This window comes from Pseudomonas sp. X10 (genome assembly GCF_054889225.1).
In genome coordinates this window covers 2,609,169-2,632,502 of the sequence record NZ_CM142677.1, presented here as the reverse complement: position 1 = coordinate 2,632,502, position 23,334 = coordinate 2,609,169, and the positions used below count along the sequence as shown (strand labels likewise).

The 23,334-nt window shown below is 64.1% G+C and carries 19 protein-coding genes and 2 riboswitches; of the genes, 13 read left to right on the top strand and 6 right to left on the bottom strand.

The genetic code is table 11. The features are described from left to right. Positions 1 to 46 precede the first annotated feature (46 nt). The 5 genes from ACYU03_RS12040 (at position 47) to ACYU03_RS12020 (ending at position 6,268) form a co-directional block, all read left to right on the top strand. On the top strand, positions 47 to 1,003 hold the full coding sequence (locus tag ACYU03_RS12040; RefSeq protein WP_461890999.1) for a heme utilization protein: 957 nt from the start codon (positions 47 to 49) through the stop codon (positions 1,001 to 1,003). Between the two features lie 60 nt (positions 1,004 to 1,063). Next, positions 1,064 to 1,744, top strand: a complete 681-nt coding sequence (locus tag ACYU03_RS12035) for a C39 family peptidase (protein ID WP_461890998.1) — start codon at positions 1,064 to 1,066, stop codon at positions 1,742 to 1,744. A gap of 35 nt (positions 1,745 to 1,779) precedes the next feature. Next, the gene (locus ACYU03_RS12030; RefSeq protein WP_461890996.1) at positions 1,780 to 2,523 is read left to right on the top strand and encodes a hypothetical protein; all 744 of its coding nucleotides are present in this window, start codon (positions 1,780 to 1,782) and stop codon (positions 2,521 to 2,523) included. A gap of 45 nt (positions 2,524 to 2,568) precedes the next feature. Then, entirely contained in the window at positions 2,569 to 3,858 is a 1,290-nt protein-coding gene (locus tag ACYU03_RS12025) for a hypothetical protein (protein ID WP_461890994.1), read from the top strand. Positions 3,859 to 4,042: 184 nt separating this feature from the next. Continuing rightward, positions 4,043 to 6,268: an LTA synthase family protein gene (locus ACYU03_RS12020; protein ID WP_461890992.1), complete on the top strand. Its 2,226-nt coding sequence runs from the start codon at positions 4,043 to 4,045 to the stop codon at positions 6,266 to 6,268. Between the two features lie 135 nt (positions 6,269 to 6,403). Here ACYU03_RS12020 and ACYU03_RS12015 read toward each other — a convergent pair whose 3' ends face one another. Continuing rightward, the gene (locus ACYU03_RS12015; protein ID WP_461890990.1) at positions 6,404 to 7,729 is read right to left on the bottom strand and encodes a sigma-54 dependent transcriptional regulator; all 1,326 of its coding nucleotides are present in this window, start codon (positions 7,727 to 7,729) and stop codon (positions 6,404 to 6,406) included. Positions 7,730 to 8,060: 331 nt separating this feature from the next. Between ACYU03_RS12015 and ACYU03_RS12010 the strand changes: the two genes are divergently transcribed. Next, positions 8,061 to 8,327 (top strand): hypothetical protein, encoded by a 267-nt coding sequence (locus ACYU03_RS12010; protein ID WP_461890989.1) that lies wholly within the window; start codon positions 8,061 to 8,063, stop codon positions 8,325 to 8,327. 124 nt (positions 8,328 to 8,451) lie between these two features. Here the strand turns inward: ACYU03_RS12010 and ACYU03_RS12005 are convergent, their stop codons facing one another. The 4 genes from ACYU03_RS12005 to cobW are packed head-to-tail and all read right to left on the bottom strand — an operon-like array spanning position 8,452 to position 14,955. Further along, entirely contained in the window at positions 8,452 to 9,066 is a 615-nt protein-coding gene (locus ACYU03_RS12005) for a vWA domain-containing protein (protein ID WP_461890987.1), read from the bottom strand. A gap of 53 nt (positions 9,067 to 9,119) precedes the next feature. After that, entirely contained in the window at positions 9,120 to 10,121 is a 1,002-nt protein-coding gene (locus ACYU03_RS12000; protein WP_461890985.1) for an ATP-binding protein, read from the bottom strand. Position 10,122: 1 nt separating this feature from the next. Then, a complete protein-coding gene (cobN, locus tag ACYU03_RS11995; protein WP_461890983.1) occupies positions 10,123 to 13,884 on the bottom strand; it encodes a cobaltochelatase subunit CobN in 3,762 nt (1,253 codons plus the stop codon). A 3-nt stretch (positions 13,885 to 13,887) separates the two neighbouring features. Next, a complete protein-coding gene (cobW, locus tag ACYU03_RS11990) occupies positions 13,888 to 14,955 on the bottom strand; it encodes a cobalamin biosynthesis protein CobW (protein WP_461890981.1) in 1,068 nt (355 codons plus the stop codon). A gap of 98 nt (positions 14,956 to 15,053) precedes the next feature. Then, a riboswitch (cobalamin riboswitch) is annotated at positions 15,054 to 15,262 on the bottom strand. Positions 15,263 to 15,322: 60 nt separating this feature from the next. Continuing rightward, a riboswitch (cobalamin riboswitch) is annotated at positions 15,323 to 15,549 on the top strand. Between the two features lie 97 nt (positions 15,550 to 15,646). Between cobW and ACYU03_RS11985 the strand changes: the two genes are divergently transcribed. The 7 genes from ACYU03_RS11985 (at position 15,647) to ACYU03_RS11955 (ending at position 22,264) form a co-directional block, all read left to right on the top strand. After that, positions 15,647 to 15,832 (top strand): CbtB domain-containing protein, encoded by a 186-nt coding sequence (locus tag ACYU03_RS11985; RefSeq protein ID WP_461890979.1) that lies wholly within the window; start codon positions 15,647 to 15,649, stop codon positions 15,830 to 15,832. A 10-nt stretch (positions 15,833 to 15,842) separates the two neighbouring features. Continuing rightward, the gene (locus tag ACYU03_RS11980; protein WP_461890977.1) at positions 15,843 to 16,535 is read left to right on the top strand and encodes a CbtA family protein; all 693 of its coding nucleotides are present in this window, start codon (positions 15,843 to 15,845) and stop codon (positions 16,533 to 16,535) included. After that, entirely contained in the window at positions 16,535 to 16,957 is a 423-nt protein-coding gene (locus ACYU03_RS11975) for a cobalamin biosynthesis protein (RefSeq protein ID WP_461890975.1), read from the top strand. The genes ACYU03_RS11980 and ACYU03_RS11975 overlap by 1 nt, the downstream gene beginning before the upstream one ends. Before the next feature lie 28 nt (positions 16,958 to 16,985). Then, positions 16,986 to 17,732, top strand: a complete 747-nt coding sequence (gene cobM / locus ACYU03_RS11970; protein ID WP_461890973.1) for a precorrin-4 C(11)-methyltransferase — start codon at positions 16,986 to 16,988, stop codon at positions 17,730 to 17,732. Positions 17,733 to 17,803: 71 nt separating this feature from the next. After that, complete coding sequence (locus tag ACYU03_RS11965) at positions 17,804 to 18,064, top strand: DUF1272 domain-containing protein (RefSeq protein WP_461890972.1); 261 nt, start codon at positions 17,804 to 17,806, stop codon at positions 18,062 to 18,064. A gap of 293 nt (positions 18,065 to 18,357) precedes the next feature. Continuing rightward, positions 18,358 to 18,978, top strand: coding sequence for a response regulator (locus ACYU03_RS11960; RefSeq protein WP_461890970.1), 621 nt, complete (start codon positions 18,358 to 18,360; stop codon positions 18,976 to 18,978). A 7-nt stretch (positions 18,979 to 18,985) separates the two neighbouring features. Continuing rightward, entirely contained in the window at positions 18,986 to 22,264 is a 3,279-nt protein-coding gene (locus ACYU03_RS11955; protein ID WP_461890968.1) for a transporter substrate-binding domain-containing protein, read from the top strand. A gap of 41 nt (positions 22,265 to 22,305) precedes the next feature. Here the strand turns inward: ACYU03_RS11955 and gntR are convergent, their stop codons facing one another. Then, positions 22,306 to 23,325, bottom strand: coding sequence for an HTH-type transcriptional regulator GntR (gene gntR / locus ACYU03_RS11950; protein ID WP_461890966.1), 1,020 nt, complete (start codon positions 23,323 to 23,325; stop codon positions 22,306 to 22,308). Positions 23,326 to 23,334: the final 9 nt, after the last annotated feature.

The following is a 23,334-nucleotide window of genomic DNA, read 5'->3' as shown; positions in this document are numbered from 1 at the left end:
ATTGGCAACACAACACTTAACAACTCAAAAAATGCGGAGAAACACCATGAAACCAAAAATGGCACTCAAGCCTCTGGTATTCGCCCTCGCTGCGGTCATGGCGGTTGCTGCACAAGCTGGCGGACCTGGCAAGGGCGGGCACCATGGCGGCCATCAAAACAACGACCCAAGCCCACTGCTGGCCCTGCTGGTCAACGCTGGCGCCGCCGCCACCGTGATCGACACCCAAAACAATGCTGGCAACCGGGTCCTGAACGAAGCTACCGAGAACAACGCATGGATGGACTCCTCGGCCAACGGTTCCCAAGGCAACCTGGGTGCGAACGTGGCCGCCGGTGACGGCAACCAGCAGGACAACGTCGCCGCCATCGCAACCGCCGACGAGCACTTCATCTTCGGCAGCGCGATCGCTATCTCCAGCGCCACCCAGAACAACATGGGCAACAACGTCAAGAACTACTCGACACAGAACAACGCCGCGCTCAACAACTCCGCCAACGGCAGCTCGGGCAACATTGGCATCAACGTCACCGCTGGCGACTTCAACCAACAGAAAAACAACCTGGCCATCGCCGTGTCCGGCGGCCGTATTGCCACCGCTAGCGCTTCAGCCAACCAGAACGTTGGCGGCCTGACCGTGGATAACAAAGCCGACCGTACCTACAGCAAGGAAACCCTGTACTCCTCCTTTGCTGCCTATGGCCAATACCAAGGCAACGGTACGGGCTATGTCGAACACGAAACCCGTGACAACAAAGGCAAGCCAAAAATCGAAAAAGACCCGCTCAAGTTCCACGAAGAGGGTTCCTTCGGTCTGGCTGGGGTAGCCTCCTATCAAGTGCTGACTCCGAGCGGCTGGAAAAACCCTGTGACCAACAACGCCTCGCTGACCAACTCGCTCAACGGCGTGTCGGGCAACGTCGGCGCCAACGTCTCGGCGGGCTCGGGCAACCAGCAAAGCAACTCGCTGTCCATCGCCGCAGGTTGCAAAGCCTGCATGTAAACCCTGTCGATCGGGGCCCTTCGGGGCCCCTTTCCCTGTTCAGACAGGGTGGAGAAGGTCATGCGCGTTGCTCTGTTAGCCGCACTCATGTTCCTCGCCGGCGTTATCGAAGCCGCCCAGATGCCGATTGCGGCATTGCCTGGCGGCACACTCGTCTACAAGCCCGTGCAAAGTCTGCGCGAACGGCGTTTCGCCGACCTGGTGCAACAGAGAACCGATTTCAGCTGCGGCGCCGCCGCCCTGGCGACCATCCTCAAGCAGGCCTACTGGCTGGATGTGGATGAGGCCCAGGTCATCGAAGGCATGCTGGCCAACTCCGACCATGACATCGTCAAGGTCCAGGGCTTCTCCATGCTCGACATGAAGCGCTACGTGGAAAGCATTGGCATGCGCGCCCGCGGTTACCGGGTCGATGCCGAAAGCCTGCACCGGGTCTCCATCCCGGTGGTGGTGTTGATGGACATCCGTGGCTACAAGCACTTTGTCGTGCTACAGCGCATCGACAACGGCTGGGTCTACATCGGTGACCCGGTGCTGGGCCACAAACGCTACAAATTCGACGATTTCGTCAACGGCTGGAACGGCATCATCTTCGCCGTCATCGGCCCCGGCTACGACAAGGCCAATGCCTTGCTCGACCCGCCAGCCCCCCTGACCGCCAGGAACCGCGTCAACGGTTTCTACCCGGTCGATGACGCACAGTTGATGGAGTTCGGGTTCATCCAAAGCGATTTCTTCTAATGACTACAAGGAGCAGGAAGCTCCGGGGAGCAGCGATGAAAACAACCACCTGGCTAGTCGCCGCATGCCTGGCGACCAGCCTTCCCGCTCAAGCGCAGTTGTTCAAGCCCGTCGAGATCAAGGACCAGGAACTGGCCGAGCTGCGCGGGCGTTACGTGATGCCGGGACGGATCATCAGTTTCGGCGTGGTCATGAGCAGCACCTGGCAAAACGCCGCCGGCGACCGCATCGGCGCCACGGCCACCCTGCAGGTCCAGCAGAACAGCTTCAAACCCCAATTCTACGTGTCGATGACCGGGGAGAATGGCGCAGGTGCTGCGCCCGGACGCGGCAATGGCCTGGTCAACGGCGGTGCCGGCCTGGTCAACACCCAGGGCGTGAGCCAGTCGGTGCGCGCCGCCGGCGACAACAACAGCGCCTACAACAACGTCGATATCAATGTCAGCGAAGCCAGCAAAGCACCCCAGGCGCAAGTGCCGCAAGGCCAAGTACTGGCCGCCGGTACCACGCTGACCAACACCAACAACGCCGGCACCCTGAGCGTCACGAACAACGGCAAGGGGATCCAGATGGCCATCCAGGCCAACAACAACCAGGGCGCGTCGATGCAACGCCTAGCCAATGGCGGCCTGGTCCAAGCCACCACGCTGCTGGGCGGACGTAATGCCGTCAACAACCTGACGCAGCTCAATGTGGTGTTGCGCGACAACCTGCCCACCGCCGGTGCACTGAACTGCAATCTTGATCAACTCAAGGGCCTACGTATTTCAGGATATTGATCTACGCTTCGTCTCAAACATCGCAGTGGAAGGGACGGCTACCCCATGCAACGATCCTTGTCTCTAAAGACATTCGTGTGCTTGAGCGCCCTGGTTCCGTCGACGGTGCTGTACGCGGCCGCCGACCCGCAGGTCGAAGCCCTGAAACAGGAGCTACAGGCGCTCAAGCAACGCTATGAAGCGCAGCAACAAGCCTTGATGGTGCTGGAACAGCGGGTACGGCAAGTCGAGGAACAACCCGCAACCCCTCCCCCCCAGCGCCTGACCCGCTCACCGGCTTCGCAGCCGCGCAACAACCAGGCCATCGCCGCCTCCGGCGAGGGCGCAACCAGTGGTTCTTCCTACGGTGAATCGCTCAGGGACGATTCAGAACCGGCACAGAGTGTTTCCAACCTGTATGACGAGGCCAGCGGCTTCTTCGGCGGCGGCAAATTCAGCGTCGAGACCGGCATCACCTATGCCCGCTACGACACCCGCCAGTTGATCCTCAACGGATTCCTGGCGCTGGACTCAATCTTCCTCGGCAACATCAACCTGGACCGGATCAAGGCCGACAACTGGACCTTGGACTTGACCGCCCGCTACAACCTGGACCAACGCTGGCAGTTCGACGTCAACGTGCCGATCGTCTACCGCGAATCGACCTACCAGTCCGGTGGCGTCGGAGGCAACGCCCAGGGCGTCTCCGAACGCACCATCACCCGCGACCCGACCCTGGGCGACGTCAACTTCGGCGTGGCCTACAAGTTCCTCGACGAGTCGGAGAACATGCCGGATGCAGTGGTCAGCCTGCGGGTCAAGGCGCCCACCGGCAAGGACCCATTCGGCATCAAGCTGCTGCGCGACACGGAGAACGACAGCCTCAGCTATCCCGAAGACCTGCCCACCGGCAATGGTGTCTGGTCGATCACCCCGGGCATCTCGCTGGTCAAGACCTTCGATCCGGCGGTACTGTTCGGCAGCCTCTCCTACACCCATACCTTCGAGGACTCGTTCAGCGACGTCAGCTCGACCATCAACCAAAAGGTCCCGGGCAAAGTGAAGATCGGCGACAGTTTCCAGATCGGCGCCGGTATCGCCTTCGCCCTGAACGAGAAGATGAGCATGTCGTTCTCGATCTCCGACCTGATCGCCCGGCGTTCGCGGATCAAGTCGGCGGAAACCGACAACAGATGGGCCGACGTCAAGAGCAGCGACGCCAACGCCGCCTACTTCAACGTCGGCATGACCCTGGCGGCCACCGATAATCTGACCATCGTCCCGAACCTCTCGATCGGCCTGACCGACGATGCGCCTGATTTCACCTTCAGTCTGAAATTCCCCTACTACTTCTAAGCGAGCCTGGCTCCTCCAGATCAGGCCCCCGCATCGCGGGGGCCTTGTCTTTGCGGGACCGGACAAGAGCCTCTACCCCCTGCCGCCCGCGCGCGCCGCGGGCCCGGAACCCCCGCGCCCCCGCAATACGCCCGCCATCCTGCCCGACGCCTGATATCATGGATCACATTTCTGTGATGTTTTGATGGCAATAAGGGATTTTTTTGTGAAGGTCATCCTTGGCTGGTTTCAACAACCCCGTGCACGTCTCGTGACCCTGGCCTGCCTGGTACTGGTACTGCCCCTGTGCCTGCGCGCAGCGCTGGGCTGGTCGAACCCACTCGGCTACCTGTCGGACCTCGGGATCGGCAGCCTGCTGGTGCTGCTCCTGCACCGCCGTCCCTGGTGGCTCGCGCTGCCTGTCCTGTTGGTCTGGGGCATCTTCATGGTGGCCACCGCCGAACTGGTCAGCGCAGTCGGCAGACTGCCGAACACCGCAGACCTGCATTACCTGTTCGACCCACAATTCGTGGAGAACTCCACCGGCGGCGGTTTTGCCCAACCTTGGGTAGGCGGTGTCCTGGCACTGGGGCTGCTGGCCTGGCTGGCCGCGCGCTGGGCCAACCGCTCCCGGCCTCTCGAAGCATTGCCGCGCGCAGCATGGGCGGCCCCTGCACTGCTGTTGACCGTTCACTGGGGCGCGCAGCAGCTTGTGCCAACCGATGCAGACCAGTGGCGCCTGTTCAACCTGCCGCACCAGTTGCTGTCGGCAGGTGTCGGCGACATGCAACGGCAGGCGCAGACCTGGTGGGAAGGCGATGTGGTGGAAGCGGCCCCGGAGATGGCCGGCCTGACCCAGTCGGACCTCAATGGCCAGCCCCTGCTCGCTGCCCCCGGGCAGGCACGCAACCTGTTGATCATCACACTCGAAGGTATTCCCGGTGCCTATGTCCGGGCCAATCGCGAAGCCCTGCACAGCAGCTACCACGAAGACCTCATGCCCAATCTCAGCCGCTGGGCAGAGCGCGGCATGAATACCCCGGACTATGTGCTGCATACCCACCAGACCATCCGGGGCCTGTACGCCATGCTCTGTGGCGATTACGACAAGCTCGCCAACGGCACCCCCAAAGGTGTCGAGATGCTGACCCAGCAAGACCGCAACCAGGACTGCCTGCCGGCCCAGTTGCGCCAGCACGGTTTTGCCACGCACTTCCTCCAGGGTGCCGGCCTGCGTTTCATGGCCAAGGACATGATCATGCCGCACATTGGCTTTGACGCCACCCACGGCCTGGAATGGTTCACCAACGACAACTACCTGGAATTCCCCTGGGGCAAGGATGACAAGGCCTTCTTCGAAGGCGCCCTGAAGTATGTCGGGCAGATCGACAAGCAGGACAAGCCCTGGATGCTGACCCTGCTCACCGTAGGCACCCACCAACCCTATTCGGCCCCCGAGGACTACCTCAAGCGCTACGGCAGCACCAAGCAGGCCGCTGTCGCCTACCTGGACGATGCGCTCGGCCAATTCCTCGACGGCCTGGAGCGCCAGGGAGTCCTTAAAGACACCCTGGTGGTCATCACCTCGGACGAATCCCACGGTCTCGATGGCGTGCGCCTGGCCTCGTCCTGGGGTTTCAACCTGATGCTCGCCCCGGAACAGCAGCAGTTGCCTCACCTGAAGTCCGGCGTGTACGGCCATGTCGACCTGAGCGCTTCGATACTCGACTATTTCGCCTTCCCGGTACCCTCATCCTTGAGCGGCCGCTCGCTGCTGCGCGACTATCAAACCGGCCGTGAAATCATATCGTTCACCAATGGCAAGCTGCGCTATCACGATGGCCGGGGCACCTTCACTGAATGCGACTTCCAGGAACGTTGCCAGGTGTACGCCAGTGAGGGATTCATCACCGAACGCGCGACCTTCACCGGCCGGGCCGACAGCAAGGAGGCCCGGCTCGTCACGGCAAGAGCCACGGCCCTGGACCACTCCTTGCTCCGCACGCCGCTGAACCAGCATTACCAGTTCGGCAGCACCGCCATCATCGCGCTTCACCCGAGCGTCAGGAATGACTGGGTCGATAACCTGATCGGAGCGCAATACCTTGAGATGCCCGAGGGCTCGCACACCCGCGTGCGCCTGAAGGTACGCCCCATCGACCTGCAGCAGGATGCGTACATCCAACTCAAGGCCAAGGAGTTCGAAAAAGACGTTCCTCTGGACCTGCCGCCAGGAATGGTCGTGACGGCTGACGAACCGCTGGAAGTGGAGTTCGGCTTCGACAACCCGAAAGAGCGCAAGGCCTTCTCCTTCCACCTGCTGGGCTATGGGAGCGGATCGGTGGAAGTGATCGACTTCAGCGTGGTGACCGAGGCGCCGGGGAAAGGTAATTCGCTGGACGCGCACCCCAAGGCCAAGCATTCCAGCTGAGGCGGATGAAACCCGCTTCACCTGGCTGGTCGGCAAGACGACATCGCTGTCTGGATAATCGCTATCGCGGGCAAGCCCGCCCCTGCAGGTCCTTGCACTGCCTCAACGTCAGGGGCAGGCAGGCCTAATGCGGGCTCAACGGATCTGATGCTTGTGCAGCAGCCGGTAGAACGTCGGCCGCGATACGCCCAGAACCTTGGCGGCAATGCTCAGGTTGTCGCTGTGGCGGTTGAGCACATCGCACAGCGCCTGGCGCTCGGCGCGGTGCTTGTAGTCTTCCAGGGTGCCCATGGGCGCTGCTTCCTCGTCCTGCACCTGCAGGCCGAGGTCCTGGGCCTCGATCTGACGCCCCTCGGCCAGCACCAGCCCCCGCCGCACGCGGTTGGCCAGTTCACGGACATTACCTGGCCAATCGTGCCGCCCCATCGCGGCTAAGGCGTTGTCACTGAACGAGCGCGGCCGCCGACCAGTCTCCAGGCTGTAGAAATGGGAGAAGTGATTGGCCAGCATCGACAGATCGCCGTGGCGGTCGCGCAACGGCGCCGTCACCACCTGCAGCACATTGAGCCGGTAGTACAGGTCTTCGCGGAAGCGCCCACTGTCGATGGCCTTTTCCAAATCCACATGGGTCGCCGCCAGCACCCGCACATCCACCGGTATCGGCTGGCTGCCGCCGACCCGCTCGATATGCTTTTCCTGAAGAAAGCGCAACAAGTTGGCCTGCAGTTCCAGGGGCAGGTCACCGATCTCGTCGAGGAACAGCGTGCCACCGTTGGCAGCCTCGATGCGCCCGATCTTGCGCTGGTGCGCCCCGGTGAAGGCGCCCTTCTCGTGGCCGAACAGCTCCGACTGGATCAGATGTTCAGGGATGGCCCCGCAGTTGATGGCGATGAAAGGCTTGTCCTGGCGTTGCGACTGGCGGTGCAGCGTCCGCGCCACCAGCTCCTTGCCCGTGCCGCTCTCGCCGCGGATCAGTACCGGTGATTCAGTAGGCGCCAATTTACTGAGCAACTTGCGCAGATCGCGGATCGGCCTGCTGTCACCCAGCAGTTCGTGTTCCGGCTGGTCCACATGGACGTTGCCCTTGCCACGCAAGCGCGCCATGCCAAAGGCCCGGCCCAGGGTGACCTGGACCCGCGACACATCGAACGGCAGGGTGTGGAAGTCGAAAAACCATTCGCAAACGAAATCCCCCACGTTCTGTGTACGCAGTTCTTCGGCGCTGAGCACGGCGATCCACTCGGTATTGCTGCGACTGATCAGGTCCTTGACCGCATCCGGGTGCCGCAGGTGCGATGCCTGCAGGCGCAGGAGTCCGACATCGCAGGGATATTCAAGCGCCGCGCCCAAGGTACAACTGCTCACGTCCCAGCCGGCGCTGCGTAGGCCGGGCAGTAGACGATGGCAGTCGTCGCAGGGGTCGACGATCAGCAGACGGCGGTGAGGTGCAGGTTCAAGCATGACCTTTCCTTGGCGCCAATTATTTGTTTTTCAAATAGAAACAGTAACTTGGCGAGCCCGATTTAACAGTAGCAACGAACTAAACAAGGCCCACTACCGTTTGTCTGTCAATTGCCCTGCGGACAGCGAGCCGGGGGGTGTTTTCAAAAGCGATCGACGGCACAGGCGACGATGGTTGAATGCCCTTTTTGATTATTTTCAAAAAAATTTCAGGAACTGTGTGACTTCACCCACTACTTGGAGCATCAGTACGAATAACCCCGCGATGCATTTCTTTCCTATCAGGCGCCGCGGACTTTTTCGCTGTTTGGGACCATAGAGAGACCGAACCATGAATGCCCCGCTCCGTGTCAACGAAGCACTGCTGATCGCCGACCACGCCTTTGAACCTTTCCAGTGCGTTGCCTGGGATCTACCCAACGGTACTGGAGAGTTGAGCCTGGCAGTGATCGACCGGACCAGCACACGCATCGGCAGCAAGCAGGTATCGTCCAGCACCTACTCCGACCCGGCCCAGTGGGCCAGCTTCATCGAGGAAGTGCGCGCCGAACTCTGCGAAAAAGGTTACAACCTGCAGCCTTGGTCGATGCCCAAGTAAGTCATCTGCATTGCCAAGTTCAAAGTGCGCGCCTCGCGCGCACTTTTGAAACTTTCCCGATCGCCCGGGCGGCAACTTTCTTATTGCGGCCTATTGTCGCACTTCGTACTTTCCCTTCTTCGCTTCAACCCAAAACCTTGAATTGATCGATATGCCGGTAATCGGCCTGCAGCTGTTCGGCCAATTGCCGCGCCCGGCCTAGACGCACCGGCGCGCTCTCCATGTCCACCAGCAGGCTCGTGCAAGGCAGGGGTGTCAATTCGGGCCAGCGTTGCAGGCGTCCGTCCGTCAGCAACAGGCAGCGCTGGACTTCCTGGGGGTAGCGCTTGCGCCGCGCCAGCAACCAGTGCCGGGCCTCTTCCAGGGCCGCAAGCAAGGGGGTGCCGCCACCAGCACCCAGGGTCTGGAGCCAGGGCTGCAGGGCGGCGGAGGCCTTCAGCCCGTGGCGCTGCCAACATGGTGTGCGGCCGCTGGCGGTGAGCAGGGCCAAACGGGCGCGTTGGCGGTAGGCCTGATCGAAGAACTCGGCCAGCAGCCCCTTGGCCCGGCTCAGGGCCTGGTAGCGGCGGGTCGAGGCTGAAGCGTCGACGATCACCAGCCACAGCTCCGGTGCCTGGGCCCGACGCTGCTGCCAGCACAGGTCCTGGCGCTGCCGTGGCTTGCCCTTGAGCAGGCTCGGCAGCCAGGCTACCCGCCCGGTCGCGGCTGTCCGCGGGCGGCCTCGAGGGCCGCCTGTCATGTGACCGACACGGGGTCGGGCATCCGCCGCCAAGGCGCCTTGCTGACGGATGCTCAGGGCTTTTTTGCCCAGTTTGGGACCTCGCGGCGGGCACCGCTGGCAACAGCCTGGGGCGGCAGCGCGCCCCAGTCACCCTGCCCGGCCTGGTCACTGGCGTGATCGCTGCCTCCTTGCGGGGGCGCCGGTGAAGTCGCCGCCGCTGGCGACTCACGCCGCCGATGGCGCAAGGCGAACTCAGCCACCGCATCCAGGTCTTCCTCCTCTATTGCCGCCCCACCGCGCCAGGCAGCATGGGCCCGGGCGGCGCGCAGCCAGACCAGATCGGCCCGCAGGCCATCCACGCCGGCGACAAAACAACGCTCGGTGATCCACGCCAGGGCCTGGTCATCCAAGGGAATCTGCTGCAGCCGCTCACGCGCCGCCTGGCAGCGCTCGCGTAGCTCCGCCTGGGCCTCGGCCCAGTGCACACAGAAGGCTTGCGGGTCGCTATCGAATGCCAGGCGCCGGCGGATGATCTGTTGCCGCGCCTCAGGCGCAGGCTGCCCCTCAAGGGCGACATTCAAGCCAAAACGGTCGAGCAACTGCGGGCGCAGCTCGCCCTCTTCCGGGTTCATGGTGCCGATCAGCACGAAGCGCGCACTGTGCCGGTGGGAAATGCCATCGCGCTCGATACGGTTAGTGCCACTGGCCGCGACATCGAGCAGCAGATCGACCAGATGATCGGGCAACAGGTTTACCTCGTCGACATAGAGCACGCCACCATCGGCCTGGGCCAGCACGCCTGGCGAAAACTGCGCCTTGCCCTGGCCCAGTGCGGCGTCCAGGTCGAGCGTGCCTACCAGGCGCTCTTCCGTGGCTCCCAGCGGCAGCGTGACAAATGGCCCTTCGCCTAGCAGATCAGCCAGCCCCCGGGCCAGGGTGCTCTTGGCCATGCCACGCGGGCCTTCGATCAGCACGCCGCCGATCCTGGGGTCGATGGCGGTCAGGCACAGGGCCAGCTTGAGTGGTTCTGCGCCGACCACGGCGGCCAGGGGGAATTGTACGGGTTCGGTCATCTCATGCCTCTTCTTCGCCTTCGAGCAACTGCTCCTCGAGCGCCTCGCGGTAACTGCCCGGCTGCTGCCACAAGCCGCGCTGCTGGGCTTCCAGCAGCCGCTCGGTGATGTCGCGCAAGGCTTCGGGGTTGTGCTGGCGAATGAATTCGCGGGTCGCGGCGTCGAGCACATAGGCATCGGCCAGCGACTGGTAATGGTGGTCGTCGATCAGGTGGGTGGTGGCATCGAAGGCGAACAGGTTGTCGACCGTGGCCGCCAGCTCGAAGGCTCCCTTGTAGCCGTGGCGCTTGATGCCATCGATCCACTTGGGATTGAGGGCACGGGCACGGATCACACGGTTCAGCTCTTCCTTGAGGGTACGGATACGCGGCCGGTCGGCCTGGCTGTGGTCGCCGTGATAGCTGGCCACGGACGTATCGGCCAGGGTCTCGGCCGCCGCCAGCATCCCGCCCTGGAACTGGTAATAGTCGTTGGAATCGAGCAGGTCGTGCTCGTGGTTGTCCTGATTCTGCAGCACCGCCTGTACCTGGCCCAGGCGCCGGGCGAACTCGGCGCGCGCCGGGGTGCCGTCATCGGTCGCGCCATAAGCGTAGCCACCGTGGTTCAGGTAGACCTCGGCGAGGTCTTCGCGGTTGTGCCACAGGCGCCCGTCGATAGCATTCTGCACCCCAGCCCCGTAGGCCCCTGGCTTGGCCCCGAAAATCCGCCAACCCGCCTGGCGCGCCGCCTGTTCCGCGTCCAGCCCTGCGGCCAGTAACGCCGCACGCTCGGCGCGCACCTTGGCGGCCAGGGGGTTGAGCTCGTCCGGCTCGTCCAGGGCAGCCACTGCCTGAACGGCAGCATCGAACAGGCGAATCAGATTGCCGAAGGCGTCACGGAAGAAACCGGAGACCCGCAGCGTCACGTCCACACGCGGGCGATCGAGCAGGCTCAGCGGCAGGATCTCGAAGTCATCGACCCGCTGACTGCCGCTGGCCCACACCGGGCGCACACCCAGCAGGGCCATGGCCTGAGCAATGTCGTCGCCACCGGTGCGCATGGTCGCCGTGCCCCAGACCGAAAGGCCGAGCTGGCGCAGGTGATCGCCATGGTCCTGCAGGTGGCGTTCGAGGATCAGGTTGGCCGAGGCGAACCCCAGGCGCCATGCCGTGGTGGTCGGCAGATTGCGCACGTCGACGGTATAGAAGTTGCGCCCGGTGGGCAGCACCTCCAGACGACCACGACTGGGCGCTCCGCTAGGCCCGGCGGGCACGAAGCGCCCTTGCAGGGCAGCCAGCAAGCCTTGGATCTCCGCCTGGCCGCAAGCATCCAGGCTGGGGGCGACCTCGGCGACCAAAGCCTGCAGCACCGCCTGTACCGGCTGCCAGGCGCTGCCCTCCGGCAGGACCGCACGGTCCTCCAGGCAGGCCTCGATCAAGCGCACGGCATGCAGCTCCAAGCGTTCGCGGGTATCGCCGTGGGTGCGCCAGGGCTCGTCGCTGACGCCTTGCAGCAGGGTTGGACGCGGGCCGTTCCAGGGCTGGCCGAGGTCGCAGTCGAGTGGGTCGAAGCCCAGGCCGAACGCCTTGGCCATGGCCCGGATCAAGCTGGCGTTGCCCCCCCGGCCATCGCCCCGCTCCACCCGCAACAAGGCCAGCAGGGTGTCCAGGCGCAGGCGCCCTTCGGGCGACTGGCCGAACACATGCAGGCCGTCACGAATCTGCGACTCCTTGAGGTCGCATAGGTAAGTGTCCAGGCGCGGTAACCAGATGGCCGCGTCGTCCAGCGCACCTTCGAGCTGCAGTTCGCGGTCAATGTGGTTGGCCTTCACCAGTTCGAGGATGTCGCGCTGCAGCTCGCGGGCACGACGCGGATCGAGTAACTGGGCTTCGTAGTACTCATCGGCCAGGCGTTCCAGATGACGCAGCGGGCCGTAGGTCTCGGCGCGGGTCAGCGGCGGCATGAGGTGGTCGATGATCACCGCCTGGGTGCGCCGCTTGGCCTGGGCGCCCTCGCCCGGGTCGTTGACGATGAAGGGGTAGATATTGGGTAACGGCCCGAGCAACGCATCCGGCCAGCACTGTTCGCTGAGCCCGACGCCCTTGCCGGGCAGCCATTCGAGGTTGCCATGCTTGCCGACATGGATCAGCGCATCGGCGGCATAGCCGTGGCGCAGCCAGAAGTAGAAGGCCAGGTAACCATGGGGTGGCACCAGGTCCGGGTCGTGGTAGACCGAGCTGGGGTCCAACTGGTAGCCACGGGCCGGCTGGATGCCGACGAAGGTCAGGCCCAAGCGCAGGCCGGCGATCATCATCCGCCCGCTACGGAACATCGGGTCCTGCTGCGGCGCGCCCCAGCGCTCCAGCACGGCCTGCTGGTTGGCCAGCGGCAGCGCGGCGAAGGCCGCCTGGTAATCGGCCAAGCTCATGCTCTGGGCACAGGGGCGCTGATCGAGGTTGTCCAAGTCATTGGTCACGCCGCCGAGCAGGTCGTGGATCAGCGCGGTACCGCTGTCAGGCAGTTGGGCCACTGGGTAGCCCTCGGCACGCAGGGCCTTGAGGATGTTCAGCGCGGCGCCCGGCGTGTCCAGGCCTACGCCATTGCCGATACGTCCGTCACGGGTCGGGTAGTTGGCCAGTACCAGGGCCACGCGTTTCTGCGCGTTGGGCAGACGCGCCAGCTCGACCCAACACCGCGCCAGCTCGGCGACGAAATCCATACGTTCCCGATGCGGGCGATAGCAGACCACGTCCGACTGGCTGCGCTCGCTGCGCCAGGCCAGGTCCTTGAAGCTGATCGGCCGGGTGATGATCCGCCCGTCCAGCTCCGGCAGAGCAATATGCATGGCCAGGTCACGGGCGCCCAGACCTTGCTCGCTGGCTTCCCAGCCCGGCTGGTTATCCTGGGCACAGATGGCCTGCAGCACCGGGATATCCCGGCGAAACGGCCGCAGATTGGGCTGCTCCGGACTGGACAGGGCAAAACCGGTGGTGTTGAGGATCACCTCGGCACCAACCTCGTCCAACCAATCCTCGACCTGGGCCAGGCAGGCGCTTTCCTTGAGGCTGGCCACCGCGATCGGCAACGGGTTGAGCCCGGCCGCCTGCAAGCGCTCGCAGAAGGCGTCGATAAAAGCGGTATTGGCGGCCTGCAGGTGCGAGCGGTAGAACAGCAGCGGCGCCACCGGTCGCTCGGGATGCCACTGGCCGTACCAGTCCGCTAGGCAAGCATTGCCCTTTTGCGGGTGGTAGACGGCGGTGCGCGGCAGTTGTACCGGCTCATCCCAGGAATAGTCACGCCCCAGCCACTGGCTGGCCAGGCAATTGAACAGGTTCAGGGCATTGCCCTTGCCACCCTGGCGCAGGAAGTGCCAGAGCCGCTCGGCCTGCTCATCCGACACGCTGCCCAGACTCATCAGTTCAGGGTCCGGACGATCGTCACCAGGTACCAAGATCAGCTGTATGCCCTGCTCGGCCAGGGCGACCAATTGCTCGACGCCATAGCGCCAGTAGCCGACGCCGCCGTGCAGCGACACCAGGATGACCTTGGCGTGGCGCAATACCTGATCGACATAAAGGTCGACCGAGGCATGGTTCTGCACCTGCATCGGGTTGGCCAGGCGCAGGCTGGGGTAATCGTCCGGCAACTGCTGGGCAGTTTCGGCCAGCAGCGCCAAGTGCGAATCGCCGCTGCAGAGGATCACCAGGTCGGCGGGGGTCTGGCCGAGGTCGGCGATGCTGTCGTCCGGCACGAAACCGCCGGGCTGGGTCCGCAGCAGGTGCATGGATCAGGCGCCCAGGGCCTGGCGCAGGCGCGCTTCCAATTGCGCCGCGTCTAGCTCCTGGCCAATCAGCACCAGGCGCGTGACGCGTGGCTCGTCGGCGCGCCAGGCGCGGTCGAAGTGCTTGTCGAAACGCGTGCCCACGCCCTGGATCAGCAGGCGCATCGGTTTACCCGGTATGGCGGCGAAACCCTTGGCGCGCAGAATGCCGAATTCGACCACCAGTTGGGTCAGGGCATCGAGCAGCAGACTTTCGTCAGCTTCCGGCAGGTCGATGGAGATCGAATCGAAGGCATCGTGATCGTGGTCGTCGTGGTCATCACCGTCGTGATGGCTGTCATGGTGGGTACGGCGGCCATCGATGTGCGCCTCTGACTCGGCGCCCACGCCCAACAGGACCTCCAACGGCAGGCGGCCGCTGCTCGCTTCGATCACCTTGACTGCCGGCGGCAGCTCTTCGAGCACTTCGGCGCGCACCTTGGCAAGACCGTCGGCGGCGATCAGATCGGCCTTGTTCAACACCACCAGGTCAGCGCTGGCCAACTGGTCGGCGAACAGCTCGTGCAGGGGCGACTCATGGTCAAGGTTGGGGTCGAGCTTGCGCTGGGCATCGACCTGCTCGGGGTAGGCAGCGAAGGTGCCCGCGGCCACGGCCGGGCTGTCGACCACGGTGATCACCGCGTCGACGGTGCAGGCGTTGCGGATTTCCGGCCATTGGAAGGCTTGCACCAACGGCTTGGGCAGGGCCAGGCCGCTGGTCTCGATAAGGATGTGGTCCAGGTCGCCACGGCGTGCGACCAGCTCGCGCATCACCGGGAAGAACTCTTCCTGCACGGTGCAGCACAGGCAGCCATTGGCCAGTTCGTAGACGCGGCCGCTGGCCTCTTCCTCGGTACAGCCGATGCTGCACTGCTTGAGGATCTCACCGTCGATGCCCAGCTCGCCGAACTCATTGACGATGACGGCAATGCGCCGCCCTTGGGCGTTGTCGAGCATGTGCCGGAGCAAGGTGGTCTTGCCCGAGCCGAGGAAGCCGGTAACGATGGTGACGGGGAGCTTGGCCAGTGTTTTCATGTCGATGCCCTTGGCAGGATGGCGGGCATGCAGGACGAGGACCGCCAGCCGGACAAGGCCTGGGCGCGTTCGCCACCGGATCACCCCGCCCGGTTGAAAGTCGAAATCGGAACGAGGCAGGTCTCCTGGCTTGCACCTTGCCGGCCTCGGCCGGGTCGGACGACGCCTTCCCGCGCCTCGGCGCAGTGGCTGTGTCGTTCCTTTCAGTGCTTACAGTTGCGGGGGCAGCCGCGGCTTCACCGCGTTCCCGTCTTAGCTTCGCCTGGCACGGATGCCATTGCGAAGAACCTCGAAGCGGCTAGGCTACGCAGTGCCCTGCAGGCGGTCAACCGCTGCCTGTGATTGACGGGGAAACGGCCCCGTGATTTGCTAGCAACCTGCGTTCAGGTGCCCCTTCGGGGGTGAAACGGGAAACCGGTGCGTCGCAGGCCCTGACCGGGCCGGACAAAGCCGGTGCTGCCCCCGCAACGGTAAGCGAGAAAAGCGTCAAGACCACTGCGCCCGTCGTATGGCATGGGAAGGTGACGCCTCTGACAGTGCGTCCACTGCCCTGTCCTCGTCAGCCCGGAGACCGGCCTGTCGTCGATTGAACACCCCGCGGTGGGCGGGCGTTGTCGCAAACCCCGGCGGGCCGCGTCCGGGGTTTCGTCGCGCTTGCCTGTTGCCCCTAAACAAGCAAGAGGAAAGCGTCATGCCCATCACGACCGCCAAGCACAGCGTCGCCACCCCCGCCAGCCTCAGCCAGCGTGTACTGATCGCCGCCGGTGCCAGCCTGCTGGGCCTGTGCCTGATCTACTTCGCCGGTTTCTCGCACATCGACGCGGTGCACAATGCCGCTCACGACACCCGCCACAGCGCCGCCTTCCCTTGCCACTGAGTACGCCCGCATGATCAAGCGCATTGCCCGTACCGCCGGCTTCAGCGGACTACTCGCCGCCCTGTTACTGACCCTGTTGCAGAGCCTTTGGGTCACTCCACTGATCCTCCAGGCGGAAACCTATGAAAGCGCGGCCCCCGCCGGCGAGCACCACGAGCATGGCGGCGAAGCCGTTGCCGCCCATGAGCACGACGACGAGGTCTGGGCGCCGGAAGATGGCTGGCAGCGCCTGCTTTCCACCACCGGTGGCAACCTGGTGGTCGCGGTCGGCTTCGCCCTGATCCTCGCCGCCCTCTATAGCCTGCGCGAACCAGGCCGGGTCACCACTGGCGCGCTCTGGGGCCTGGCGGGCTTCGCCGTGTTCTGCCTGGCGCCGACCTTGGGCTTGCCGCCGGAGCTGCCAGGCACCGCTGCTGCCGACCTAGGCCAGCGCCAGGGCTGGTGGATCGCTACCGCCGCCGCCACGGCCGTGGGCCTAGCACTGCTGGTGTTTGCCCATCACTGGCTGTTCAAGGTACTTGGCGCAGCGCTGTTGGTCGTGCCCCACCTGATCGGCGCCCCGCAGCCCGAGGTGCATGAAAGCCTGGCTCCCGAGGCCCTCGGCAAGCAGTTCGTGATCGCCTCCTGGCTGACCAACGCGGCCTTCTGGGTAGCCCTCGGCCTGATCACCGCCTGGCTGTACCGGCGTGGCAACCACGCCTGATGCGCACAGCAGGCTGCAGCCCGGCCCTGTACGCTGGCATCGGCTGCCGCCGTGGTTGCCCGGCCAGCGAGCTGGGCGACCTGCTCCATCAGGCCCTTGACACCCATGGCTTGCCCCTGGCAGCGCTCAAGGGCCTGGCCAGTATCGACCTGAAGTCGGATGAGGTCGGGTTACGGCAACTGGCCGATGAACTCGGCCTGCCCCTGGTATTCTTCAGCGCCGCGCAACTGGCCCACTTCGAAGCGCGGTTGAGCCACCGCTCCACCACGGCCTGGCGACACAGCGGTTGCTGGGGCGTCGCCGAAAGCGCGGCGCTGGCCATGGCCACCCGCCATGAAGGCCATGCCATCTTGCAGGTTCCTCGCCGCGTACAGGGCCAGGCGACCCTGGCATTGGCCTGCGGCACCGGGTTTGACGGATAATCGCCGTTTTACCCAGCAAGGATTCCCCATGACGGTCTATTTCATCGGCGCAGGCCCCGGCGACCCGGAGCTGATCACGGTCAAAGGCCAACGCCTGATCCGCCAATGCCCGGTGATCATCTATGCTGGCTCGCTGGTCCCGGCCGCCGTGCTCGAGGGCCATACGGCCCGGACCGTGATCAACAGTGCCGAACTGCACCTGGAACAAATCATCGCAGCCATCCGTGACGCCCATGCAAAAGGCTTGGACGTCGCCCGTGTCCACAGTGGCGACCCGAGCCTGTATGGCGCCATCGGCGAGCAGATCCGCCACTTGCGCGAGCTCGACATCGACTACCAGATCATCCCCGGCGTTACTGCCACGGCCGCCAGCGCGGCCCTGCTCGGCTGCGAGCTGACCCTACCCGACGTGGCGCAGACCGTGATCCTCACGCGTTATGGCGATAGCTCGCCGATGCCGGCTGGCGAACAGTTGGCCGACCTCGCACGCCACCGCTGCACCCTGGCCATCCACCTGGGGGTCAAGCACCTGGACAAGATCGTTGCGGACCTACTGCCCCATTACGGTACCGACTGCCCGATCGCCGTGATCCATCGTGCCACCTGGCCGGATCAGGACTGGGTACAGGGCACCCTGCAGGACATCGTCGAACGCGCCCGGGAAAAGGGCTTTCGCCGCACCGCGCTGATTCTGGTCGGCCATGTGCTGGGCGATGCGCCCTTCGCCGAGTCGGCGCTGTACCGCGCTGGCCATGCCCACCTCTATCGGCCCTGAGCAGGCGAGCTTGCCAGCCCAGCCCTGGCAGTTGCAGACTCGACAGTCCCTCTCCACCCGAGGCCCCCGCCATGCTTGAGCTACGCCCTAACTGTGAATGCTGTGGCACCGATCTGCCGGGAGACAGCCCGGATGTCCTGATCTGCTCGTTCGAGTGCACCTTCTGCCGCGCTTGCAATGACAGCCAGTTCAAAGGGCATTGCCCGAACTGCGCAGGCACCCTGGTCGCTCGTCCGGCCCGCGTCGGTGCGGCCCTGGCGCGCAATCCAGCATCCACCGAACGTATTCTCAAGGCTCATGAAGGTTGCCACGGCATGCGTTCGAACACCTGACCTGGGCAAGCCCCTGATACTGCGCCTGTAAGCACCACGCTCACAGGCCCATCAGCGGCCTGAGCCTGCGTATACTCGCCGTTCCCTCGCTCATAGCAGCAACACCCTCCTCAAAGACAGCCATGCCTGTAGGCCTTTTCAACAGGCCGTCCTTGTTTTTTCAACACCCCTATACTCCCTGTACTAAAACGCCAGGATTCGACGTATTGTTCGCGCGCCGCCCGCTCATCCAGCGCCGAACTGTTCCTGAGTAATACAGGAAACGGACCACATTCCGAAAAGGAGTTCTCCTAATGACTAAGACCACAGTCCTGTTGGTCGACGATCACCCCACGATTCGCCTTGCTGTACGCGTGCTCCTTGAACGCGAACGATTCATCGTCGTGGGAGAAACCGGTGATGGTACAGAGGCAGTGCAACTGGCCCGGAAACTGGCCCCGGACATCGTCATCCTCGATATCGGACTGCCCAGCCTGGACGGCATGGAAGTCATCCGCCGGCTGAAGCTTTTCGATCACCCGCCACGCATCATGGTCCTGACAGGGCAGCCCACCGACCTCTACGTGCGCCGCTGCATGGAAGCGAAGATTTCCGCGTTCGTGCACAAAGACGAGGACCTCGAAGCACTGATGTTCGCCGCCAAGGCCATGGTCAAGGGCTATTCGACCTTTCCAGACATGACGGTCAGCCGTAATACGTTAGACAGCGAAGCCGCGCGCCTGGCCAGCCTGTCCAACCGCGAAATGGAAGTGCTGCGGCGCTTGAGCGGCGGAGAGAGCAACAAATCCATTGGCCAGACCATGAAGCTGAGCGCCAAGACCATCAGTACCTACAAGGGCAGGATCATGGAAAAACTCAAGACCGAATCCCTGGTGGAACTGGTGGACCTGGCCAAACGCAACAATGTGATCTGACCCGTCGATGAAAGCGCCCGCCCTGCTCCTGCTGCTGTTCGTCAGCCTGATGGGGTCGTTGGCCCAAGGCGGGCAAGACGCCGAGCTACGACAGTTGCTGGCGCGCTCACTCAGCGCCACGCCGCCCTTGCAGTTGCCGGCCGACGACCGCCGATGGCTGAAAAGCAGGCAGACGCTGCTGCTGGGCGTTTCGAAGCCCGACTATCCCCCGTTCGACATCAATACCAGCCAGGCGGACTACGAGGGATTGAGCGCAGACTACGCCGGGCTGATCAGCGAGCTGCTGGATATCCCCATACAGGTACGGCGCTTTGCCAGTCGCCAGCAAGCCATCGCGGCGCTGCATGAGGGGCGCATCGACCTGCTGGGCAGCTCCAATGGCTTCGAAGCCGCAGATGCCCAACTGACGCTCAGCCAGTCCTATGCCGACGATCAGCCCGTGATCGTCACCGCACAGCACAATATCTTGCGCAGCAACGATCTGACTGGCATGCGGCTGATCATGGTCGACCACTACCTGCCAAGCGAAACCGTCCGCCGACTGTATCCTGGCGCCCAACTGATCCTCTGCCACTCGACCCTGGCCGGCCTGTCGGCGGTCGCCCTCGGCCAGGCCGACGCTTACCTGGGCGATGCCATCAGCAGCGACTTCCTGATCGGCAAGAACTTCCGTGGCCGGGTCAAGATCAATCATTTCGTACAAGTGCCGCGGGAAACCTTCGCCTTTGCCATCAGCCGCAATAACCCACGGCTGCGCCGCCTGGTCGACCTGGCCCTGGAGCAAATCAGCGACAATGAGCGCCTGAACATCCTGCGCCGCTGGTCCAGCGGCAACACCAGCATCCTCCTGGAACGCAGCTTGGCCGCCCTGACCGATGAGGAACGACGCTGGGCCGAGCAACACCCGCTGGTGCGGGTGATGATCACGCCTTCGCTGGCCCCCCTGACCTTCAACGATGAGCAGCAGAAACTGCGAGGCATCACCGCCGATGTCCTGGAGCAGATCAGCCTGCGGACCGGTTTGCGCTTCCAGATCCTGCAGAGCGACTCGGTCCAGGCCATGATCGAGCAGGTGAGCGAAGGCAAGGCTGATGTGGTCGGTGCCCTGGGATATGGCCAGGAGCGCGAAGAACGCCTGCTCTACACCCGCCCCTACCTGGTCAGCCCTCGGGTGCTGGTGACACGCGCCACACAGACACTGGACTCCCCCGCCCAACTCGCTGGCAAGCGCCTGGCCATCATCCGTAGCTACCCGCTCAAGGCCCGCCTGCTGGAACAGTACCCAGACCTGCGCCTGGTCGAAGTGGACAACCCGTTGCAGCTCATGGAAGCCGTGACTCAGGATAAAGCCGACGTGGCGCTGAGCTCGATGATCAACGCGACCTACTTCATCAGCCGTCTATTCAAGGAGCAATTGCAGGTAGCTTCGCTCTATGGCGACGAACCGGCTACCGCGGCCTTTGCCACGGCTAGCGACAAACCACAACTGCAGGCCATCCTCAACAAGGCCCTGTTGAGCATCCCTCCAGAAGAAATGGACCAACTGATCAACCGCTGGCGGGTCAATGCCGTGATCAGTGACAGCCCCTGGCGCAACTACCGCTCGTTGGTATTGAAGATCCTCGGGCTATCAGCACTGCTGATTCTCGGCGTGATCTTCTGGAACGGTTACCTGCGCAAGCTGATCCATCAACGCACCGAGGCGCAACAGGCGCTCCAGGCACAGTTGGCGCTGTCCCGGGGTCTGCTGGAGCAGTTGCGCCAGGCCAAGGACGACGCCGAGCAGGCCAACCAGGCGAAAAGCACCTTTCTGGCCACCATGAGCCATGAAATCCGCACGCCCATGAACGCGGTGATCGGCCTGCTCGAACTGTCCCTGGAAGACAACGCCCACGGCCGCTACGACCAAGCCTCCCTGAAAACCGCCTACGACTCGGCCGTTGGCCTGCTCGCGCTGATCGGCGACATCCTCGATATTTCCAGGATCGAGTCCGGGCGCATGACGCTCCAGCCCGCCGCCACCGACCTTGTCGCCCTGGTGCAGGCAACGGTCCGGGTATTCGAGGGCAATGTGCGCATCAAGGGGCTGCGCCTGCACACCGAGCTGCCTTCGACTGCGGCCTGGGTGATGATCGACCCGCTGCGCTTCAAGCAGGTCCTCTCCAACCTGTTGAGCAATGCCATCAAGTTCACCGAACGTGGCCAGATCACCGTCAGGCTGACGCTCAATCAGCCCCACCCGACCGTCCCTCGGCAGGTACGCTTGCTGGTCCAGGACAGCGGCGTGGGCATCAGTGCCGCAGACCAGGCCCGGCTGTTCAGCGCCTTTTCCCAAGTCGATGGTCCTCACGCACGCCAGGGTGCGGGCCTGGGCCTGGTCATTTGTCGCACCCTGTGCGAATTGATGGGAGGTGAGCTCACGTTGCAGAGCCTGGAAGGTGTCGGTACCCAGGTAACCGTGCGGATGGACCTGCCAACTGCCGAGGCGCCCGCCGCGCCTGCGCAACCCCAAGCCAGCGGTAATCCGGACGCCCGGCCCCTGGATGTGCTGGTCGTCGATGACTACCCTGCCAACCTGATGCTCCTGGCCAAACAACTGAGCACCCTCGGCCACCGGGTCACCCAGGCCGAAGATGGCCAGGCCGCCCTGGAGCTCTGGCAACGCGGCGCGTTCGATGTGGTGATCACCGACTGCAGCATGCCCATGATGGATGGCCACGAACTGGCCCGGCGCATTCGCAGGCTGGAACAGCTGCGCCAAGGGCAGGATGCCTGCCGCATCCTCGGTCTGACCGCCAACGCCCAGGCCGAGGAGCGTGAGCGCTGCCTGGCCAGTGGCATGGATGACTGCCTGTTCAAGCCGATCAGCCTGCAGACCTTGCGCGCACACCTGTCCCAGGCAGACGAAGCCCTGCTGCCGCCCCCGGCGGAGGTCAAGCAAGACGGCGCCTGCAACTTCACGCTGGACAACCTCCACCACCTGACCCTGGGTGACGAGCGCCTGATCCTGCGCCTGGTCGAACAACTGGCCAAGAGCAACGCCGAAGACCTACAGGCCCTGCGTGCATTGGGTGCCACACCCGACAGCAAGGCGCTCAAGGACCTGGTCCACCGCATCAAGGGCGGTGCGAAGATGTTCAAGGTCAGGGATGTCGTGCAGCTTTGCGAAGCGATCGAACAGGCAGCCCCCGCCACAGCCACCGAGCCACTACTCCGGGCACTGGAGACCAAGCTGCTTGCCCTGCAGAGCGAACTGCAGCGCTGCGCCAGTACAGTCGCCCCCTGAGCCCCGCTGGCAACGCCAAACTGAAGCTTACAACCTGCGCTTCACGTGCTCTCCCGCACCATCAATTCGAAGCCCAGGTCCTGCTGCTGCTTGACTACCCGCTTGCCATCGAGCAGCGCCAGCAACGCCTGGGCCGCTCCGTGCCCGACCGCAGCCCGTGGGGTGCGGATGGAGGTCAGGCGCGGGACCATATGCGCCGAAGCCGGCAGGTCGTTGAAGCCGACCATGGCCACCTGCCGCGGCACTTCGATGCCCTGGCGCAAAGCCTGGAGCACCGCGCCCTGGGCCAAGTCGTCGTTGCAGAAGAAGATCCCGTCGACATCCGGCGCCTGCGCCAACAACTGGCTGAACAACTCGCTGCCCAGGCCGATCGACGACGGTTGCGGCGCCAGCACTTCCAGCTCCGACGCCTGCAAGCCCGCGTCGGCCAGTACCTGGCGGAAGCCCTCGGCACGCTGCATCACCCGGGGGTCGAGCTGCGCGGCAATGAAGCCGAGCCGCCGGCGGCCGCGCTCGATCAGATGCCGGGCAGCCGCGCGCCCCGCTTCATGCTGCGAGAACCCTACCGACACCGCGTGCTCATCGCCCCCCAACTCCATCATGTGCACGCAGGGCACGCCGCTGGCGGCGAGCATCTGCCGCGAGGCGTCACTGCGGTCGAAGCCAGTGAGCAACATGCCGCAGGGCTGGTAGGCGAGATAGTTGCGGATCAGGTTTTCTTCCTCGGCGATATCGTAGTGATAATTGCCGATCAGCACCTCGAGCCCACGCGGACGCATGACCGTGTGAATGGCCTCGAGCGTGTCGATGAACAGTTGGTTGGAGAGCGAAGGGATCAGCACCACCACTGACTGGCTCCGCGCCGAAGCCAGGGCCCGTGCCGCCGGATTGGCGACATAGCCCAGGGCGGCGGCGGCCGCCTGGACCTTCTCGACCAGCTCCGGGGCAACCGTGCTGACACCGCGCAGCGCGCGCGAGGCGGTGATCGGGGAAACCCCGGAGAGCCTGGCCACTTCAGCCAGAGTGGGACGACCGGTAGTACGGGAGCCAGTGCGGGTCATGAGGGTATT

Excerpts from the sequence above, each read along its gene's own strand:
- ACYU03_RS12040 (WP_461890999.1), top strand. The coding sequence starts at position 47 with ATGAAACCAAAAATGGCACTCAAGCCTCTGGTATTCGCCCTCGCTGCG.
- ACYU03_RS12035 (WP_461890998.1), top strand. The coding sequence starts at position 1,064 with ATGCGCGTTGCTCTGTTAGCCGCACTCATGTTCCTCGCCGGCGTTATC.
- ACYU03_RS12030 (WP_461890996.1), top strand. The coding sequence starts at position 1,780 with ATGAAAACAACCACCTGGCTAGTCGCCGCATGCCTGGCGACCAGCCTT.
- ACYU03_RS12025 (WP_461890994.1), top strand. The coding sequence starts at position 2,569 with ATGCAACGATCCTTGTCTCTAAAGACATTCGTGTGCTTGAGCGCCCTG.
- ACYU03_RS12020 (WP_461890992.1), top strand. The coding sequence starts at position 4,043 with ATGGCAATAAGGGATTTTTTTGTGAAGGTCATCCTTGGCTGGTTTCAA.
- ACYU03_RS12015 (WP_461890990.1), bottom strand. The coding sequence starts at position 7,729 with ATGCTTGAACCTGCACCTCACCGCCGTCTGCTGATCGTCGACCCCTGC.
- ACYU03_RS12010 (WP_461890989.1), top strand. The coding sequence starts at position 8,061 with ATGAATGCCCCGCTCCGTGTCAACGAAGCACTGCTGATCGCCGACCAC.
- ACYU03_RS12005 (WP_461890987.1), bottom strand. The coding sequence starts at position 9,066 with ATGACAGGCGGCCCTCGAGGCCGCCCGCGGACAGCCGCGACCGGGCGG.
- ACYU03_RS12000 (WP_461890985.1), bottom strand. The coding sequence starts at position 10,121 with ATGACCGAACCCGTACAATTCCCCCTGGCCGCCGTGGTCGGCGCAGAA.
- cobN (WP_461890983.1), bottom strand. The coding sequence starts at position 13,884 with ATGCACCTGCTGCGGACCCAGCCCGGCGGTTTCGTGCCGGACGACAGC.
- cobW (WP_461890981.1), bottom strand. The coding sequence starts at position 14,955 with ATGAAAACACTGGCCAAGCTCCCCGTCACCATCGTTACCGGCTTCCTC.
- ACYU03_RS11985 (WP_461890979.1), top strand. The coding sequence starts at position 15,647 with ATGCCCATCACGACCGCCAAGCACAGCGTCGCCACCCCCGCCAGCCTC.
- ACYU03_RS11980 (WP_461890977.1), top strand. The coding sequence starts at position 15,843 with ATGATCAAGCGCATTGCCCGTACCGCCGGCTTCAGCGGACTACTCGCC.
- ACYU03_RS11975 (WP_461890975.1), top strand. The coding sequence starts at position 16,535 with ATGCGCACAGCAGGCTGCAGCCCGGCCCTGTACGCTGGCATCGGCTGC.
- cobM (WP_461890973.1), top strand. The coding sequence starts at position 16,986 with ATGACGGTCTATTTCATCGGCGCAGGCCCCGGCGACCCGGAGCTGATC.
- ACYU03_RS11965 (WP_461890972.1), top strand. The coding sequence starts at position 17,804 with ATGCTTGAGCTACGCCCTAACTGTGAATGCTGTGGCACCGATCTGCCG.
- ACYU03_RS11960 (WP_461890970.1), top strand. The coding sequence starts at position 18,358 with ATGACTAAGACCACAGTCCTGTTGGTCGACGATCACCCCACGATTCGC.
- ACYU03_RS11955 (WP_461890968.1), top strand. The coding sequence starts at position 18,986 with ATGAAAGCGCCCGCCCTGCTCCTGCTGCTGTTCGTCAGCCTGATGGGG.
- gntR (WP_461890966.1), bottom strand. The coding sequence starts at position 23,325 with ATGACCCGCACTGGCTCCCGTACTACCGGTCGTCCCACTCTGGCTGAA.